The following is a 16,793-nucleotide window of genomic DNA, read 5'->3' on the forward strand; positions in this document are numbered from 1 at the left end:
GCGCGTGGTGGGGGTCGACGGGCGATGGTGCTTTAGTAGACGCCATGCCCAACCCCGCGATCCTCACCGTCGACGACGACCCGGCCGTCTCCCGGGCGGTCGCCCGCGACATCCGGCGCCGCTACGGCGACCGCTACCGCGTCGTGCGGGCCGACTCCGCCGAGGCGGCGCTGGAGGCGCTCCGCGAGCTGAAGCTCCGGGGCGAGCAGGTGGCGGTGCTGATCGCCGACTACCGGATGCCGCAGATGAACGGCATCGAGTTCCTCGAGGCCGCCATGGACCTCTTCCCCACGGCGCGCCGGGTCCTGCTCACCGCGTACGCCGACACCGACGCCGCGATCAACGCGATCAACGTGGTCGACCTCGACCACTACCTGCTCAAGCCGTGGCACCCGCCGGAGGAGAAGCTCTACCCGGTGCTGGACCAGCTGCTGGAGGCGTGGACGGCCGGCGCGGCCACCGCCACGGCCGAGCTGCGCGTGGTCGGGCACCGCTGGTCGGCCCCGTCGTTCGCCGCGCGCGACTTCCTGGCCCGCAACCTGGTGCCGTTCCGCTGGGTGCCGGCCGACGAGCCGGAGGGCGCCGAGCTGCTGGCGGCGGCAGGGGTGACCGCGAACGACGTACCCCTGGTCGTGACGGCCGAAGGCAAGTCGCTGGTGCAGCCGACGACGGCCGACCTGGCCGCGCAGGTCGGGCTGACCACGACGCCGGCCGCCGACTTCTACGACCTGGTGGTGGTCGGTGCCGGCCCGGCCGGGCTGGGCGCCGCCGTCTACGGGGCCTCGGAGGGGCTGCGGACGGTGCTGATCGAGCGGCGGGCCACCGGTGGCCAGGCCGGGCAGAGCAGCCGGATCGAGAACTACCTCGGTTTCCCGGACGGCGTCTCCGGCGCCCAGCTGACCGACCGGGCCCGCCGGCAGGCGTTGCGGTTCGGCGCCGAGCTGCTCAGCGCCCGTGAGGTGGTGTCCCTGGAGGACGCCGGGGCGGCGCGGGTGCTGCGGTTCGCCGACGGCAGCAGCGTCGCCGCGCACACGGTCGTGCTCGCGACGGGCGTGTCCTATCGGATGCTGCCCGCGCCGGGGCTGGCCGAGCTGACCGGCCGGGGCTGCTTCTACGGCTCGGTGGCGAGCGAGGCGCCGAGCTGCTCGGGGCAGGACGTCTACATCGTGGGCGGGGCGAACTCGGCCGGGCAGGCCGCCGTGCACTTCTCCCGGTACGCCCGCCGGGTCCACCTGCTGATCCGCGGGGCCGACCTGACCCGCTCGATGTCCAGCTACCTGATCGAGCAGATCGCCCGGATCGACACCATCGAGGTCCACCCGCACACCGAGGTGGTCGGCGGGGCCGGGCAGGAGCACCTGGAGCAGGTGACCCTGCGCGACACCCGCACCGGCGAGACCCGGTGCGTCGACACCTCGTGGCTGTTCGTGTTCATCGGCGCGGAGCCGTACACCGACTGGCTCGACGGCGCCGTCGCCCGGGACAGCCGGGGGTTCGTGCTCACCGGGCCGGACCTGACCCGCGGGGGCCGCCGGCCGGCCGGGTGGGCGCTGCCCCGCGACCCGTACCACCTGGAGTCGAGCATGCCCGGCGTCTTCGCCGCCGGTGATGTGCGGGCCGAATCGGTGAAACGGGTGGCCTCGGCCGTCGGCGAGGGCGCGATGGCGGTCTCGCTCGTGCACCGCTACCTGGAGGCGCAGTGAGCGCGAGGAGTGAGCCGGGTTTGCGAGCCCCGCAGTCGCGAACCAGGGAGGCACAGTGAGCGCGAGGAGTGAGCCGGGTTTGCGAGCCCCGCAGTCGCGAACCAGGGAGGCGCAGTGACCACCGAACCCGACCGGCTCACCCCGGACGACCTGCGGCGCCTCTTCCTCTTCGAGTCGCTGAGCCCGGAGCAGCTCGCGCACCTGGCCGAGCACGGCCGGGTGGAGCGGCGCGCCGCCGGCGAGGCGGTCTACGTCGAGGGCGAGCCGGCGAGCTGCTTCTACGTGCTGCTCGACGGCACCGTGACCCTGCACCGCCGGGTCCAGGGCGACGAGGTGGAGATCAGCCGGACCAGCCAGCCCGGCGTCTACGGCGGCGCCATGCAGGCGTACGTGGGCGACCTGGCCGAGCAGCGCTACCTGAACAGCCTCTTCGCGGTGACCGACTGCGCCGTCTTCGCGCTCCCCGCCCAGATCATCGCCGACGCGATGCGCAGCTGGTTCCCGATGGCCACCCACCTGCTAGAGGGGCTGTTCATCGGGATGCGCAACAGCCAGACGATCGTCGGTGAGCGGGAACGGCTGCTGGCCCTGGGCGCCCTGTCGGCCGGGCTCACCCACGAACTCAACAACCCGGCCGCGGCCGCCGTGCGGGCCACCTCGGCGCTGCGCGGCCGGGTCGCCAAGATGCGGCACAAGCTCGCCATGATCGCCGACGGCCGGCTCGACGGCCGGCGCCTGCACGATCTCGTGGCGTTGCAGGAGGAGGCGGTGAAGCGGGCCGCCGCCGCGCCCCAGCTCAGCCCACTGGCGGCCAGCGACGCCGAGGACGAGCTGGCCGACTGGCTCGACGACCGCGGCGTCCGGGGCGCCTGGGAGCTGGCCCCGACGTTGATCGCCGGGGGCATCGACAGTGGGTGGCTGAGCCAGGTCGACGCCGCGGTCGGCGCCGACGACCTGGAGTCGGCGATCCACTGGATCACCTACAGCATCGACACCGAACTGCTGATGGGCGAGATCGACGACGCCGTCACCCGCGTCTCCGGGCTGGTCGGCGCCGCCAAGCAGTACTCCCAGCTGGACCGGGCGCCCTACCAGACGGTGGACGTGCACGACCTGCTCGACGCCACCCTGGTCATGCTCCAGGCGAAGATCCCGCCCGGCGTGCGGGTGGTGAAGGAGTACGACCAGGCCCTGCCGCCGGTTCCCGCGTACGCCGCCGAGCTGAACCAGGTCTGGACCAACCTCATCGACAACGCGCTCGGCGCGATGGCCGACGGCGGCACGCTGACCATCCGGACCGGTCGCAAGGAGGACCGGCTGATCGTGGAGGTCCGCGACACGGGCACCGGCATCCCGCCGGAGATCCGGCCGCGCATCTTCGAGCCGTTCTTCACCACGAAGCCGGTCGGCGAGGGGACCGGCCTCGGGCTGGACATCTCCTACCGGATCGTGGTCAACAAGCACCACGGGGACATCCGGGTGCAGTCCGAGCCGGGCGACACCCGGTTCGTCGTGCTGCTGCCACTGACGCCGGCGTGACCCGGCGCGGTCGCGTCAGAACAGCGTCGACGGGGCGACCGGCGCCGGCTCGGGCAGCGGCGCGACCTCGGGCAGGCGGGCCCGGACCTGGTCGTGGAAGCGGCGGGCGAGGTCCAGCGCCCCGGCGTTGTCCGGGGTGTGCACGAACACGGTCGGCGAACGGCCCTCGCGCAGCCAGCCGGTCACCACGTCCAGCCACGGCTGCCAGCCCTCGACCGTCCGCGCCGGATCGTCCCGGCCGAGGTAGCGGACGATCGGCCGGTCGGTCAGCGCGCGGGTCCGCAGCGGGGTGCGTGGCTTCTTCAGCCACGCCTCCCGCTCCGCGTCGCTGGTCGGCGGGGTGCGGAAGAACGCGGTGGTGTCGAAGGGGATCCATTCCGCGCCGACCCGGGCGAGCGTGTCCTCCAGGGCGCGTACCGCGCCGGGGTCGGTGAAGAACGCGGGGTGGCGGACCTCGACGGCGTACCGGTGAGTGGTGGACAGCCCGCGCAGGAAGCGGGCCAGCACGGGCACGTCGCCGGGGCCGAACGAGCCCGGCAGCTGGATCCAGAGGGCGTGCGCCCGCGGGCCGAGGGGCTCGACGGCGTCCAGGAAGGCCCGCAGCTCCGCGTCGGCGCCGGTGAGCCGGCGTTCGTGCGTGACGACCTTCGGCAGCTTGGGCACGAAGCGGAAACCGGGGTCGGTCTGCCCGGCCCAGGACGCCACCGTCTCCCGGGTCGGGGTCGCGTAGAAGGTGGTGTTCCCCTCGACCGCGGTGCACCACTCGGCGTAGGCGCGCAGCCGCTCGTGGGCCGGCAGCGGGTGCGCCAGGAACCGCCCCTGCCAGGCCCGGTGCGTCCACATGGCGCAGCCCACGTGCAGGTGCATCCGACCCCTCCCACCGTTCGACCGCCCGGCGCGGCCCCGCGCGCGCCGGGGCCACGGTATCCCGGCCGGGCCGCTACCGCCGCGGCCGCCCGGTCAGCCGCGACCGGTGCCGTCCGCGAGCAGCGGGCCGGCGGTTCGGCGGCGTTGCTGCTTCACGAGGTAGAGCCGCTGGTCGGCGACGTGCAGCAGCCGGTCGAGGCTGTCGCCGTCGTAGGGGGCGGTGGCCGAGCCGACGCTGACGCCGGCCAGCGCCCGCACCGCCGCCTCGATCCGGGCCGCCGCGGCCCGTGCCGACTCCCGGTCCGCGTCGCTCAGCACCACCACGAACTCGTCGCCGCCGAGCCGGGCGATGGCGTCCTCGGCCCGCAGCACGTCCCGGGTCACCGCGACCACCCGGCGGAGCAGGTCGTCGCCGGCGGCGTGCCCGAGGCGGTCGTTCACCAGCTTGAAGTCGTCCAGGTCGAGGCAGAGCAGGGAGGGGCCGGGGCGGCAGCCGGCGTGGAACAGGAACGTCGCCAGCTCGGCCAGGCCGCGCCGGTTCAACGCGCCGGTGAGCGGGTCCAGGGATGCCAGGGCCCGTAGCTGGGACCGCTGCCGGGCGAGGGTGCGTGTCTGCGTGGAGCACACCGAGGCCAGGATCAGCATGCCGGCCAGGTAGACGAACACGTGACCGGCGGGCGCCGGCGGACCGGCGACGGCGACGACGACGTACGACCCGAGGGTGAGCGCCTCCAGCCCCCACATCAGCCTCGGGTGCGGAGTGTAGCCGGCGACGAAAACGGCCGTGGTGACGAAACCAAGCGCCGCCGGCGAGGTGACGCCGCCGTCCCAGTACGCGCCGAGCGCGGCGGCCACCAGCGTGATCATCAGGAGGGTGAACGAGACCCGGTAGCCGGACGCCTTGGTGGTCACCCGGGTCGCCGCCCACGAACCCGCGACGCCCGCCGCCAGGCCGCAGCAGTATCCCGTGAGCATCAGCGGCCGGTTCGGCCCGGCGAGGGACAGGAGGCAGTAGACGACGGCGACGGCGTGCGAGACGGCGTGCAGGGCTGCGCTGACCAGCGTGCGGCGGCGGCGCTCCCTCATCCCACTGTCCACCGTGCCCCCGACCCTCGGTCGAGCGCGCCGGTGCGGGCACGACGTCGTTCAGCCGGCGCGATCGCGCCGACCGCCGGTGTGGACGCCACTCGGATGAGGCAGCTCACCACGTCGAAATTCAATGGCGCGTATCAACCGGCAGTCAAGAGAGGAGTCGTTAACCATCTGTTCATATCACCGTGGGGAATGCCCAGGTCACGATGAGCTGACGGTGGCGCCGGCACCGATGGGCGCCGACGCCGAACCGTGCCTGGTCACCGCCTGGCGTTCTGCTTGGCCATCTCCGGCTTCTCGCCCTTGCCGACCCGCCGCAGCGCGTCGCGCAGCTGGGATTCGGACATCTTGGAGTTCCCCTCGATGCCCGCGTTGTGGGCCTGCTGCCGCATCTCGTGCAACCGATCGCGGTCACCCATGTCGAGCTCCCCTCGTGGGTATGGCGCGGGCGGCTCCGCGCGCCACTTCCCACCTCGCGTTCCCGGGCGGGCCGGGAGCAAACTGGCTCAGCTCCGACGGGACCGGCCACCCGCGCGGGTGATCACGCTGAACTGGCCCTGAGACTCCATCCGGACCTCCTTGACGTCGGTGAGGTCCTCGACGCCCTGCTGACGGAGCTGGCTGTACAGCTCCTCCTCGGTGATCAGCTCGCGGCGCATGTTGCGGCGCAGCATGCGGCCGTCGCGAACCAGCACCAGGGAGCCCGGCTGGATGATCCGGGCGACGGCGGCCCAGCGGTACGACAGCAGATCGAGCAGGTACGCCCATCCGATGATCACGGCGACCAGCAGCACGCCGTCCGTGATCGAGGTGTAGCCGTCCGACATGCCGTTCTGCGCGGCGTCGGCGATCAGCACGATGACCAGCAGGTCGGTGACGCCGGTGCTGCCGCTCTCCCGCTTCAGCAGCACCCGCAGGAGGAAGAACAGCGCCAGGTAGATCACGCTGCCCCGCACCACGATCTCCCACAGGGGTGTGTCGGGGACGAACAGCTTCTGCCAGTCGCTCACCCGGTGCGCCTACCCGGGCGGTCCGCGGCTACACGGCCGGGGCCACCGCCCAGCGCCTCCGGCCCGTCGGTCAGCACGGGCAGGTCGTCGGGGGCCAGGTCGAGCCGGGGCCGCAAATGCCGGACGCGGTGCCGCCAGCGCCCGTGCTCGTACGCCGTGTCGGCCTCCACCTCGACGACGAGGTCCTGGCGCACCGGCGTGTACGGCAGCGGCGGTGCCGGGTTCAGCTGGCCGGTCCACCCGCCGGGCAGCGGCTGGGGCCACGGGTGCTCCGGCGCGGTGGTGGGCCGGAGCAGCCCGGCCAGTTCGCGGCGCTGCTGCCGGTGCAGCGGGTGGGTGCGTCCCAGGTAGCGCAGGCGGCCACGGTCGTCGCACCGTCCGACGAGGAGGGTGTCCGGGTCGGTCACCGGGCCGGTGATCCCGCCGACGAGGGTCTCCACGGTGCGGTGGGCGCGCAGCTTCTGCCAGCCCCGCCGTCCCGGCTCGTACCGGCCGTCGCACCGCTTGACCACGATCCCCTCGACACCGGCGTCGGTCCAGGTCCGGAGCCACTCCCGGGCCTCGGCCGGGTCCCCGGTCTGCGGGCAGAGGACGAGTCCCGCGGGCGCGTCGCTGAGCAGTCCCGCCAGCCGGTGCCGCCGCTCGGCCAGCGGGAGGTCGAGCAGCGGCTCCCCGTCCGGGGCGCTGAGGAGGTCGAAGGCCACGAAGTGCGCGGGATGGCGGTCCGCCAGCGCGGCCAGCCGACGCCCGGCGGTCACCCGCTGCTGGAGCAGGGCGAAGTCGGTGCGGCCCTCGGCCCAGACGATCAGCTCGCCGTCGAGCACCGTGCCGGCGGGCAGGGACCGCAGCGTCGCGGTGACGTCGGGGAAGTAGCCGGTGAGGTCCCGGCCGGCGCGGGACTGCAGGTGCACCCCGTCCGCGTCACGGAACGCCAGGGTCCGCCAGCCGTCCCACTTCGGCTCGTACGCCAGCTGCCGGCCGGTGGGAAGGTCCGCCACCGGCGCGGCGAGCATCGGGCTGAGCGGTGGACGCAGCATGGGGTCTCCGTGGCGCGGCTCCGGCCCCGGCGGTCGGCCCGGGCGGGGGGCCCGTGCGGACCCCCGGTCGGCTCCGGCGCGGTTACCCGGGCGGCGGCCCGGCGAACGTCCGGCGCGGCCGGCGGGCCCACCTCACCGGACGGCCCGGGACGGCCCGGCCGGAACCACCCGCTGCGGCGGATCAGACGCCGGACGGCCAGCTTTCGGGCTCGGCGGGCACCGGCCGGGTGGGCAGCGGCCGGACCGCCCGGGAGGTGTCGAACCAGCAGAAGGCGTCGTAGCGCTCCCCGAGCACGGTGGGCACGTAGTTGCCCCGGCTCTCGGGCTGCGGACGGTAGACCACGCCGATGGCCCGGTGGTCGATCTCGTGGGCCAGCAGGTCGGGCCGCTCGTCGCGGGGGAAGACCAGCAGCGCCCGGTCCGGCGCGGCGGCGTGCAGGGCCTCCTCCAGCGAGTGCCGGTGCGCCGGCGGCACGGTCATCGTCTCCATCGGCGCACCCCAGGCGGCGCCGGCCGTCACCGTGCCCGCGTGGGTGCCGAATCCCACCAGCACCACCCGCTCCGGGCCGTACCGCTCCCGGGCCAGTTGGCCGATGTTCACCTCGCCCGCGTCCGTCATGTCGGTGGCCCGGGCGTCGCCCACGTGCGTGTTGTGCGCCCAGACCACCGCCCGGGCACCTGGGCCGTAGTGGTCCAGGAGCCGGTCGAGGGTGTCGTCCATGTGCCGGTCGCGGACGTTCCACGACTCCCGTCCACCCCTGACCATCGCCCGGTAGTAGCGCTCGGCGCCGGCCACCACCTCGGCGTTCTGCCAGGTGCCGAAGCGGCCCGGCCCGTCGGCGGCGGCCCGCTCCCGGAGCCCGGCCAGCAGCGCGACCACCTCGTCCTCGCAGCGGTGCGGGACGAGACGGGTGGCGAGCGCGTACTGCTGCGGGTCCTCGTCGTACGGCTCGAAGCAGCGGTACGCCGCCAGCGCGGCCGGCACCTGGTCAGGGTCGTGCTCCCGCAGCCAGGTGAGGATCTCGCGGAGCGATTCCCAGAGCGAGTAGACGTCCAGGCCGTGGAACCCGACCCGGTCGGCCTCGTCCACCCGCGCGTTGTGGTCGCGCAGCCAGCGGGTGAAGTCGGCGACCTCCTCGTTCGCCCACATCCAGGTCGGCCACCGCTCGAACGCCGCGAGGGCCGCGCGCGGGTCCGCCGGGGCGTCGGGGCGGCGGCGGACGCTGCGGTCCACCCGGTCGCAGTCGGGCCAGTCGCCCTCCACGGCGACGAACGAGAAGCCCCGCTCCTCGACGAGCCGGCGGGTGATGGCCGCCCGCCAGGTGTAGAACTCGTGCGTGCCGTGGGTGGCCTCGCCGAGCATCACCACCCGGGCGTCGCCGACCCGCTCCAGCAGCGCATCCAGGCTGTCCGGGCCGGTCAGCGGCGTCGCCAGCGCGGTCACCTCGTCGTCGTAGCGTCCCATCCGGGCGCGGTACCCGTTGCCGCGGTCGGCATGCCGCCCGAGGGGGAGCGGGACCGGCGTCGGCGGCGCTACCGCACGGCCCGGGGCCGGGTGCCCCGCCCTCGTCGCCGAGGGGAGGCCGGCTCCGGCCCGGACTGTTCCGGGCGTTCGACCCGGGTCGGGTTGCCGCGGACCAGCTCGTCGTGGACCCGCCACCGGTCGGCGGTGAGGGCGCGGCTGGCCGCCTCGTCGGCCTGCTCGACCCGCCGGCGCAGCAGCTCGACGGCGATCCGGCGGTTCAGGCTGAACTGCCGCTCGGTGTCGACCACGACCACGCTGCCCGTGGGGCGGTGGGTGGCCCGGACCGCCGTACTGGCCTTGTTCCGGTGCTGGCCGCCCGGGCCGCCGGTGCGCACGCCCACCACCTCGACGTCCGCCTCGCTGAACGTCGAGGCCGGGACGTCGACCCGGCACGGCCGGGCGGTGACGTACCAGTTCTTGCGCCCGCTGCCGGCCCGGTACGGGCTGGGCGCCTGCCAGCACAGGGTGCCGGTCCAGCCGGCGGCGAACGCCGCGGCGTCGGCGCCGGAGATCCGCACCAGCACCGACCGGTAGGTGCCGGGCCGGTCACCGGGCACGGTCTCGACCCGGCGCGTGGTCAGACCCCGCCCGGCGGCGTCGGCCTCCAGGCGGGGCAGCAGTCGGCCCAGCGCCCAGGCGCACTCCTGCGGGCCCCGCCCGGCGGAGACGAGCAGGTGGACGCTCACGGCCGGCCCCGCCCGCGGCGGTCGTCCCGGCGCCCCGCCCGGGTGCCGAGGTCGGGCGTCTTGTAGGTGACCAGCGGGACGGTGGTGGCCACCGGGGTGGCCAGGTCGTGCGCCACCAGGTCACCGATCACCTGCTCGATGCGCTTGTAGGCGGTGGGCGCCTCCTCGAAGAGCAACTGACGGTCGCCGCACACCACGACCGAGCCCAGCGGGGTGCGCCGCAGCTCCTCGACGGTGTGCTTGGCCCGGCCGCGGCGCAGCGCGTCCGCACGGGACATCTTCCGGCCCGCGCCGTGCGCCACCGAATGGTTGGCCGCCGGCCCGGCGTGCGCGGCCACCAGATAGGAGAGGGTGCCCCGGGTGCCGGCGACGAGCACGTCCCGGCCGTCACCCGGTGCCGCGCCCTTGCGGTGCAGGTACTGGCCGTCGCGGACCTCGACCAGGTTGTGGCACTGGTCGACGATCGGTGCGGTGGGCTCCGCCCCGAGGGCGTGCGCGACCCGTGCGGCCAGCAGCCGCCGGTTGAGCGAACCCCAGCGTACGGCGGCGTCGTGCCGGGTCAGGTAGGCGGCCGGGTCGGGGGCGGGGCCGGGGCCGTGCAGTTCGGTGTGTGCCCGCAGGATCTGCTCGCCCAGCCCGCGCGAGCCGCTGTGCACCACGAGGACCAGGTCGCCGGCGTCGAGCCCGAGCCGGGCCGCGTGGTCCGGCGCGAGCACGGTCCCGATCCGGGCCAGCTCGACGAAGTGGTTGCCCCGACCGACCGTCCCGAGGCCCTCGAGGTGGCCGGCGGGGATCTCGCCGGCCACCACGGCCCAGGCCGGGTCGTCGGCGTCACGCTCCGGGTCCAGCGCCCGGTCCAGGTCCGGGAACCGGGCGGCGAGCCGCTCGGGTACGGCGCGCCGTAGCGCGAGGGGGAACACGGCGATGCCGCAGCCGATGTCGGAGCCGACCAGGAACGGGTAGAGCACCGTCGACGCCATGGCGGCGCCGATCGGGGCGCCCTTGCCCGGGTGCAGGTCGGGCATGCCGGCGACGTGGACCATGCCGGGGAGGTCGGCGACCTGGCGGCACTGGTCGACGGCGGCGGACTCGATCCAGCTGCCGGGGGAGGCGAAGACGGAGACGGTGGCCGGCGGCAGGGACTCCCGCCGGGAGAGGTGCGCGGACAAGGACGCTCGTTTCTCGCGAAGGAGGCAAGGGCGGACGGCAGGGCGGCGCGGTCGGTGCGGCGCGGCCCTCAGGAGCTTCTGGTGCGGTCCGTCAGAACGTCATGGGCAACACCCTCCCGGAGTCCACGGTGGGCGGCAACCGACTTTCCGCCGATCCGCTCCCGGCGACGGCCGCCAGCGGGCCCGCCGCGGCGGACCGGGGATGGCTAGGCTGCCGGCATGGCAGACGAGGCCGTGCCGGACGCGCCCGCCGACGTGGCGTCCCCGTCGGCCGCCGACCCGATGGTGGCGGCGATCCGGCAGGTGCTGGCGGTGATCCCGGCGGGCTGCACCTGGCTGCTGCCGGTACGGGCTCCGGACGGCGCGGTCGTCGACTTCCTGGTGGCCGCCGCCAGCGCGGAGGGGCGCGACGTCCACGGCCGGGGCGCCGGGCGCGTCGGGCAACTGCTCAGCACGTTGTATCCCGGCATGGTCGCCGGCCCGCTGTGGCAGGCGTACCAGGAGGCGCTGGCCACCGGGGAGCCCGCCCGCCTGCCCGACTTCCGGTACGCCGGTCACGGCGCGGGCGTCGTCGCCGACTCCGTCTTCGACGTGAGCGTGTACCGGGTGCTGGGCGGCCTGCTGGTCTGGTGGGAGCGGCTGGACGAGAACCGGCGCCGGCTGGCGCGTACCGAGCTGCTGGGCAGCCTCGGCTGGGCGGAGTACGACCTGGTCACCGGCCGCAGCGAGTGGTCCCCGGGGATGTACCGCATCTTCGAGCGCGATCCGGCGCTGGGGCCGATGTCCCGGGCCGAGCAGTCCGCCGCGCTCCTCCCCGACGACCAGGGCCTGCGCGAGGCGGCCTGGCAGACGCTGGACAGCGGCGCCGCGTCCGACGTCACGGTGCGGTTCCGCGCGGGCGGGACCGTCAAGTACCTGCGGGTCCTGTCGGACGCGGCCCGCGACGAGGGCGGCGCGCCGGTGAAGGTCTACGCGGTGGTCCAGGACGTGACCGCCCGGGAGGACTCCCGCAGCGCCATCCAGCAGCTCAGTGACCGGCTGCGCACCCGGGAGACGACGGCGCTGGCCGAGCACCGCCTCGCCGCCCAGCTCCAGAACCTCATCCAACCGGTGCCGCGCGAGCCGGTGCCGCTGGCCGGCCTGGAGGTGCTGGTCGGCTACCAGCCGGCGGAGAGCGCGCTGCGGGTCGGTGGCGACTGGTACCACGCCGAGACGCTGCCGGACGGTTCGGTGGTCCTGGCGGTCGGCGACGTCGCGGGGCACGGGCTGGAGGCGGCCAGCGGGATGGCCCACCTGCGCTTCGGGCTGGTCGCGTGGCTCTCGATCGGCCTTCGCGACCCGGCGGCGCTGCTCGGGCACATGAACCGGCTCTGCGGCCAGCTGGCCATCACCGGCACCGCCGTGATCGCCGGTTTCGACCCGGCGACCCGGCGACTGACCTGGGCGCGGGCCGGGCACCCGGTGCCGCTGCTGTCCCGGGCGGGCGGGACCGGCGACCTCGGCCGGCCCGTCGGGATGCTGCTGGGCGCCGACCCTGCCACCTGCTACCCGGTGGTCACCACCGAGCTGCGCGGCGACGACGTGCTGCTCCTCTACACCGACGGGCTGGTGGAACGCCGCGCCGGGAACCCGGAGGACGAGCTGGCGGCGGTGCGGTCGGCCCTGTCGGAGTTCTCCGGTCAGCCGGGGGCGCGACCGCTGGCCCGGCTGCGCCACGCGCTGCACCGGCCCAGCCCGTACGACGACACCTGCACCCTCGCCGTCCGCGTGCTGCCCTGACCGTCCTCAGAGGTCGAACCGGACGCGCACCACCGTCCCCGCCGGACCCGGCCGGACGTCGACCTCGTCGCAGAACGTCGCCACGATGGCCAGCCCCCGGCCCCGGACGGCCTCGGCCGCCGGCATCGGGCCGGCCACCGGACGCGGTCCGCCCTGGTCCACGACGTCGCAGCACAGCTGCCCGGCCTCGACCCACACCCGGACGGAGCCGCCCGCCTCGGTGTGCTGGAGCGTGTTGGTGGTCAGCTCGCTCACCACCAGCGCGAGCAGAGCCACCCGGGCGGCGGCCAGCCCGCCGGCCAGCGCGCGGGCCGAGACGAACGCCCGGACGGCGGCCAGGTCCGCCGCGCGCAGGTAGGGCATGGTGTCGGGTGGAACGGCGAGGTGGTCAGTCACGGGACCGCTCCCGCGCGTCGGGCGCCGCGGTCATGAGCCGGCCCCGTCCCCGGGGTGCCGGAGCAGGTCGCCGACGCCGGTCAGCTCCAGCAGGGCGGCCACCGCGCCGGTGGCGTTGACCAGGTAGAGCCGGCCGTCCGCCGCCCGGGCCCGTTGGTGCGCGGCCACCAGGGCATGGATGCCGGTGGAGTCGAGGAACTCGACCGCGGCCAGGTCGACCACCACCACGGGCGCGGCGTCCACGGCGGCCAGCAGGGTGCCGGTCAGCCGCTCCCGGGCGGCGAGATCGCACTCGCCGGCCAGCCGGATCATCGTCCGTCCCGGCTCGCGGGAGGTCCTCGCCTGGAAGGACGCCATGGGCAGCCCACACTTTCTCACCTGGAGCACCGGCCTGGTGGCGCCATCATGTCACCTTGCGGGGCGCACGACGGGAACGTGCGCATCGACATCCGGTCACCGCATCCATAGACTCCGGTCTTTCTGGTACCACGAGTCCAGGGAGGACCCACGTGCCGAGCGAAACCCGACCGCACGCCGCACCGCCGCTGCTGGCCCGCCTCGCCGGGGTGGCGCTGGTCTCCGCCGCGCTGGTCGCCGCCAGCGGTGCCGCCGCGACCGCGGCGCCCGCCGCCGAGCCGGGGCCGACGAAGGGCCCGTGCGCGTACACGCCGACGCCGGACGAGCCGGCCGCCCGGCCGGTGCCGCTGCCGCCGGACCCCCGCCACACGCCCGACCGGGGTACGGTCCGGGTCACGCTGCGGACCAACCAGGGCCCGATCGGGCTGACCCTCGACCGCGAGCAGGCGCCGTGCACCGTGCAGAGCTTCCTGCACCTGGCCCGGCACCGGTTCTACGACCGGACCCCCTGCCACCGGCTCACCGCGTACCCGACGCTGAAGGTGCTCCAGTGCGGTGACCCGTCCGGCACCGGCGAGGGCGGCCCGGGCTACCGGTACGCCGACGAGTTGCCCACCGACCTGCCCCCGGCGCCGACCGACCCGACCGGGGTCCGCCGCCTCTACGCCCGGGGCACCCTGGCCATGGCCAACGCCGGTGCGGACACCAACGGCAGCCAGTTCTTCCTCGTGCAGTCCGACTCGGCGCTGCGCCCCAACTACACCGTCTTCGGCACGATCGACGAGGCCGGGCTGGCCACCCTGGACCGGATCGCGGCCGGCGGGATCGCCGCCACGCCGGAGGACCCGGCGCCGGTCGACGGCGCACCGGCCCTGCCGGTGGTGATCTGCCGGGCCACCCGGGGCCGCTGACGCGCACCGGCCGGGTCGGCGTCTCCGCCGGCCCGGCCGGGCGCCGTCGTTCGCGCCGGTCAGCGCTGGGCGCCCGCCGTGACGGGGGCCGGCCAGCTGCCGGTGAAGACCTGCGGCGTCGTCGCGCTGCGGGCGGCGAAGCCGAACAGCGAGTCGACCCGGGCGGCCTCGGTGGAGCTCGGGTACGGGTTGGTGCAGCTGGTGCCGGCGCTGCCGCCGGACATCAGGATGGCGCAGTTGCCGTTGTAGTTGTCCGGCAGGCCGAGGATGTGCCCGATCTCGTGGGTCATGATGCGCAGCGGCGAGTACTGCTGCGCCTGGTAGTAGTCGATGACGACGCGGCCGTTGCCGAGGCTCGTGCGCTGGGCGTACGAGCCGCCGCCGTAGGTGTAGTAGATCATCAGGTTCGACCCGCACTGCGCCATGTTGATGTTGTTCGTGGCGTTGTTCCAGATCGAGGCGGCCTGGACGGCGTAGCTGGCGAACGGCCCGGCCTGGCTGGTGTTGTAGCAGACGTTGCGGACGGCGGCGGCGGCCGGTGCCGCGTCGACGGTGACGGCGCCCAGCGCGGCCAGTGCCGCGGTGGCGACGGTGGCGAGGAACCGGGTGACCTTGGGCAGACGCATCGCTCACTCTCCTTGTGGGGCGGGGTCGAGCGGGGACCGGCCCAGCTTAAGTATTTAGATACATCGATATCAAGCGCTCCCGGCGACCTGGCGCTCCCGGCGTCGACTGCCTACCGTGTGCCGTGACGGACGGAACGTGGCCGGGCTGAGGGGAGCTCCACGATGGACGACTCGCCGATCGACCTGACCCGGCTGGCCTTCGGCCGCGACGACGCCGAGTCCGACATCGCCAGCGGCCTGCTCCGGCAGGGTTTCCTGCCGACCGCCGCGTACGAGGCCGCCCTGCACGGGCGCAAGAGCCTGGTCATCGGCCGCAAGGGAGCCGGCAAGAGCGCCATCTGCCGGTTGCTCGACGGCGGCCCGGACGGCGGCGTGGTGACCAGCCTGATCACCCCGGACGACGCGACCGGCGAGGAGCTGCGCCGATTCGAGCTGCAGGGGCTGAACCCGGAGACGGCCAAGTCCCTGGTCTGGCGGTACGTCTTCGCCGTGCAGGTCAGCCGGCACCTGGTCGGGCACGCCCGGCAGCAGCACCGGCGCCGGCTGCGCCGCGCGCCCGCGAACGTCCGCCGGCTTCGGCGCTTCCTCCGCCGGCACCACGAGAGCGGCGACCAGCGGCTCTACGACCGGGTGCTGTCCGGCATGGGCCGGCTGCGTGCCTCGTCGATCGCGGTCGGGGCGCTGGGCGTCAACGGCTCGGTCGAGGTGCAGGCGTCCGAGGGGGCCCGGGCCGCGCGGCAGCTCGACGTGCTGGAGGAGGTGATCGGGCGGGCCATCGCCGAACTGGACTGCCCGGCCGACCACCCGGCCCTGCTGCTCGCCGTCGACCAGGTGGAGCAGATCTGGTCCAACGACCCGGCCTCCGACGCCATGGTGGTCGGGCTGCTGCTGGCCAGCAAGCAGGTCCGCAGCCTGTTCGGTGGCACGGTCCGCTGCACGCTTTTCTTGCGCAGCGACATCTACGACTCGCTCCAGTTCACCGAGAGCGACAAGTTCCGCGGCGAGGAGGAGCGCATCGACTGGACCCCGGAACTGCTCGGCGAGGTGCTGCTGCGGCGCGCCTCGGCGTCGCTGGGCCGCCCCGTGCCGGCCGATGAGCTGTGGGGACGGGTGCTGCCGGAGGAAGTCGACGGGGAGCCGATCCTGGACTACCTGACCTCGCGGACGTTGCTGCGCCCGCGCGACGTCATCCAGTTCGTCACGCTGTGCCGGGACACGGCGCTGCGAAACAGCCACCCGACGATCTGGACGACGGACGTCCGGGAGGCGGCCCGCGACTTCTCCCGCTGGAAGCTTCAGGACCTCGGCAACGAATACCTCGTCAGCTATCCCTTCCTGACCCGGCTCTACGCGCTGTTCCAGAACACCGGCTACCTGGTCACCCGCAAGGCGCTGCGGGCCCGCTTCGCCGAGGTGCGCGACAGCCTGGTCGAGCAGTTCCCCGAGTACGCGCACGTGCTGGACGCCGACACGGTGATCGACATCCTGTTCGGCCTCGGCTTCCTGGGCGTGCGGCGCGGCGGCGACACGGTCTACGGCGGCACCCGGCGGGAGGTGCTGGAGCCGCACGAGAACGAGTTCCACGTCCACCCGTGCTTCCGGGCCGGGCTCAACGCCCAGGCACCGGTGAACCTGGGCCACTTCGTGCCGCCGCAGCGCACCCGGTCGGTCACCGGAAACGTGGGCTACCAGCTCGGCGTCATCGGCAACGTGGTCGGCGCCCGGCCGAGCCGCGAGATCGCGGTGATCCGCGAGGTCCGGCTCGCGTACCAGCGGGTCCGGGCGGCGCTGGGCGCGGCGGAGCTGCCGGAGAGCGCCCGTCGGGAGATCTCCGAGCGGTTGTCCGACATCGAGTACGCGGCTACGCCGTCCAACGTCGCCCGGGCCATCGGGACCGCCAACGAGGTCGCCGACTTCTTCGAGCAGATCGCCCGTACCGTCACCGACAACGGGCTGGCCGACAGCACGACCGGCGCCGCCCTGGTGCGCACCCTGCGGGACGAGGCGACCCGGGTGCGCCGCGCGGTGTCCCGCTCCAGCGACACCTGACGCCGATCGTCCTGCTCCCGGCATATTCGGGGCCGATCCGGGGTAGA

At 74.5% G+C, this 16,793-nt stretch carries 16 protein-coding genes; 5 read left to right on the forward strand and 11 right to left on the reverse strand.

Going from position 1 to position 16,793, the window contains the following annotated elements; genetic code table 11:
• The first annotated feature begins 44 nt into the window (after positions 1 to 44).
• Both AC0OLQ_RS10745 and AC0OLQ_RS10750 read left to right on the forward strand, forming a co-directional pair.
• Positions 45 to 1,703 (forward strand): NAD(P)/FAD-dependent oxidoreductase, encoded by a 1,659-nt coding sequence (locus tag AC0OLQ_RS10745; RefSeq protein WP_484531193.1) that lies wholly within the window; start codon positions 45 to 47, stop codon positions 1,701 to 1,703.
• A gap of 114 nt (positions 1,704 to 1,817) precedes the next feature.
• Positions 1,818 to 3,242, forward strand: coding sequence for an ATP-binding protein (locus AC0OLQ_RS10750; RefSeq protein ID WP_357333192.1), 1,425 nt, complete (start codon positions 1,818 to 1,820; stop codon positions 3,240 to 3,242).
• A 15-nt stretch (positions 3,243 to 3,257) separates the two neighbouring features.
• On the opposite strand, the gene AC0OLQ_RS10755 is transcribed toward AC0OLQ_RS10750, so the two are convergent.
• The 8 genes from AC0OLQ_RS10755 to AC0OLQ_RS10790 all read right to left on the reverse strand — a co-directional run bounded on the left by AC0OLQ_RS10755 (position 3,258) and on the right by AC0OLQ_RS10790 (position 10,628).
• Positions 3,258 to 4,085 (reverse strand): DUF72 domain-containing protein, encoded by an 828-nt coding sequence (locus AC0OLQ_RS10755; protein ID WP_484532321.1) that lies wholly within the window; start codon positions 4,083 to 4,085, stop codon positions 3,258 to 3,260.
• Between the two features lie 117 nt (positions 4,086 to 4,202).
• Positions 4,203 to 5,195 carry a GGDEF domain-containing protein gene (locus tag AC0OLQ_RS10760; protein ID WP_484531194.1) on the reverse strand — a complete coding sequence of 331 codons (993 nt, stop codon included), beginning with the start codon at positions 5,193 to 5,195 and terminating at the stop codon, positions 4,203 to 4,205.
• Positions 5,196 to 5,461: 266 nt separating this feature from the next.
• Positions 5,462 to 5,620 (reverse strand): hypothetical protein, encoded by a 159-nt coding sequence (locus AC0OLQ_RS10765; RefSeq protein ID WP_357333190.1) that lies wholly within the window; start codon positions 5,618 to 5,620, stop codon positions 5,462 to 5,464.
• 87 nt (positions 5,621 to 5,707) lie between these two features.
• Positions 5,708 to 6,211, reverse strand: coding sequence for a DUF421 domain-containing protein (locus AC0OLQ_RS10770; RefSeq protein WP_484531195.1), 504 nt, complete (start codon positions 6,209 to 6,211; stop codon positions 5,708 to 5,710).
• Positions 6,208 to 7,248 (reverse strand): ATP-dependent DNA ligase, encoded by a 1,041-nt coding sequence (locus AC0OLQ_RS10775; protein WP_484531196.1) that lies wholly within the window; start codon positions 7,246 to 7,248, stop codon positions 6,208 to 6,210. Before AC0OLQ_RS10775 ends, AC0OLQ_RS10770 begins: the two co-directional genes overlap by 4 nt.
• A gap of 181 nt (positions 7,249 to 7,429) precedes the next feature.
• On the reverse strand, positions 7,430 to 8,713 hold the full coding sequence (locus tag AC0OLQ_RS10780; RefSeq protein ID WP_484531197.1) for an erythromycin esterase family protein: 1,284 nt from the start codon (positions 8,711 to 8,713) through the stop codon (positions 7,430 to 7,432).
• A 68-nt stretch (positions 8,714 to 8,781) separates the two neighbouring features.
• Entirely contained in the window at positions 8,782 to 9,459 is a 678-nt protein-coding gene (prfH, locus tag AC0OLQ_RS10785) for a peptide chain release factor H (protein WP_484531198.1), read from the reverse strand.
• Positions 9,456 to 10,628, reverse strand: a complete 1,173-nt coding sequence (locus tag AC0OLQ_RS10790; protein ID WP_484531199.1) for an RNA ligase RtcB family protein — start codon at positions 10,626 to 10,628, stop codon at positions 9,456 to 9,458. Before AC0OLQ_RS10790 ends, prfH begins: the two co-directional genes overlap by 4 nt.
• A gap of 219 nt (positions 10,629 to 10,847) precedes the next feature.
• Here AC0OLQ_RS10790 and AC0OLQ_RS10795 point away from each other — a divergent pair, with 219 nt between their 5' ends.
• Positions 10,848 to 12,407, forward strand: coding sequence for a PP2C family protein-serine/threonine phosphatase (locus AC0OLQ_RS10795; RefSeq protein ID WP_484531200.1), 1,560 nt, complete (start codon positions 10,848 to 10,850; stop codon positions 12,405 to 12,407).
• A 6-nt stretch (positions 12,408 to 12,413) separates the two neighbouring features.
• Here the strand turns inward: AC0OLQ_RS10795 and AC0OLQ_RS10800 are convergent, their stop codons facing one another.
• Positions 12,414 to 12,803 carry an ATP-binding protein gene (locus AC0OLQ_RS10800; protein ID WP_357333184.1) on the reverse strand — a complete coding sequence of 130 codons (390 nt, stop codon included), beginning with the start codon at positions 12,801 to 12,803 and terminating at the stop codon, positions 12,414 to 12,416.
• A 30-nt stretch (positions 12,804 to 12,833) separates the two neighbouring features.
• The gene (locus AC0OLQ_RS10805; RefSeq protein WP_357333183.1) at positions 12,834 to 13,160 is read right to left on the reverse strand and encodes an STAS domain-containing protein; all 327 of its coding nucleotides are present in this window, start codon (positions 13,158 to 13,160) and stop codon (positions 12,834 to 12,836) included.
• 152 nt (positions 13,161 to 13,312) lie between these two features.
• Between AC0OLQ_RS10805 and AC0OLQ_RS10810 the strand changes: the two genes are divergently transcribed.
• Positions 13,313 to 14,071 (forward strand): peptidylprolyl isomerase, encoded by a 759-nt coding sequence (locus tag AC0OLQ_RS10810; protein ID WP_484531201.1) that lies wholly within the window; start codon positions 13,313 to 13,315, stop codon positions 14,069 to 14,071.
• 59 nt (positions 14,072 to 14,130) lie between these two features.
• On the opposite strand, the gene AC0OLQ_RS10815 is transcribed toward AC0OLQ_RS10810, so the two are convergent.
• On the reverse strand, positions 14,131 to 14,697 hold the full coding sequence (locus tag AC0OLQ_RS10815) for a snapalysin family zinc-dependent metalloprotease (protein ID WP_357333181.1): 567 nt from the start codon (positions 14,695 to 14,697) through the stop codon (positions 14,131 to 14,133).
• Between the two features lie 162 nt (positions 14,698 to 14,859).
• Here AC0OLQ_RS10815 and AC0OLQ_RS10820 point away from each other — a divergent pair, with 162 nt between their 5' ends.
• Complete coding sequence (locus AC0OLQ_RS10820) at positions 14,860 to 16,746, forward strand: P-loop ATPase, Sll1717 family (RefSeq protein ID WP_484531202.1); 1,887 nt, start codon at positions 14,860 to 14,862, stop codon at positions 16,744 to 16,746.
• The last annotated feature ends 47 nt before the right edge of the window (positions 16,747 to 16,793 follow it).

This window comes from Micromonospora sp. Utrum1, from assembly GCF_057197805.1.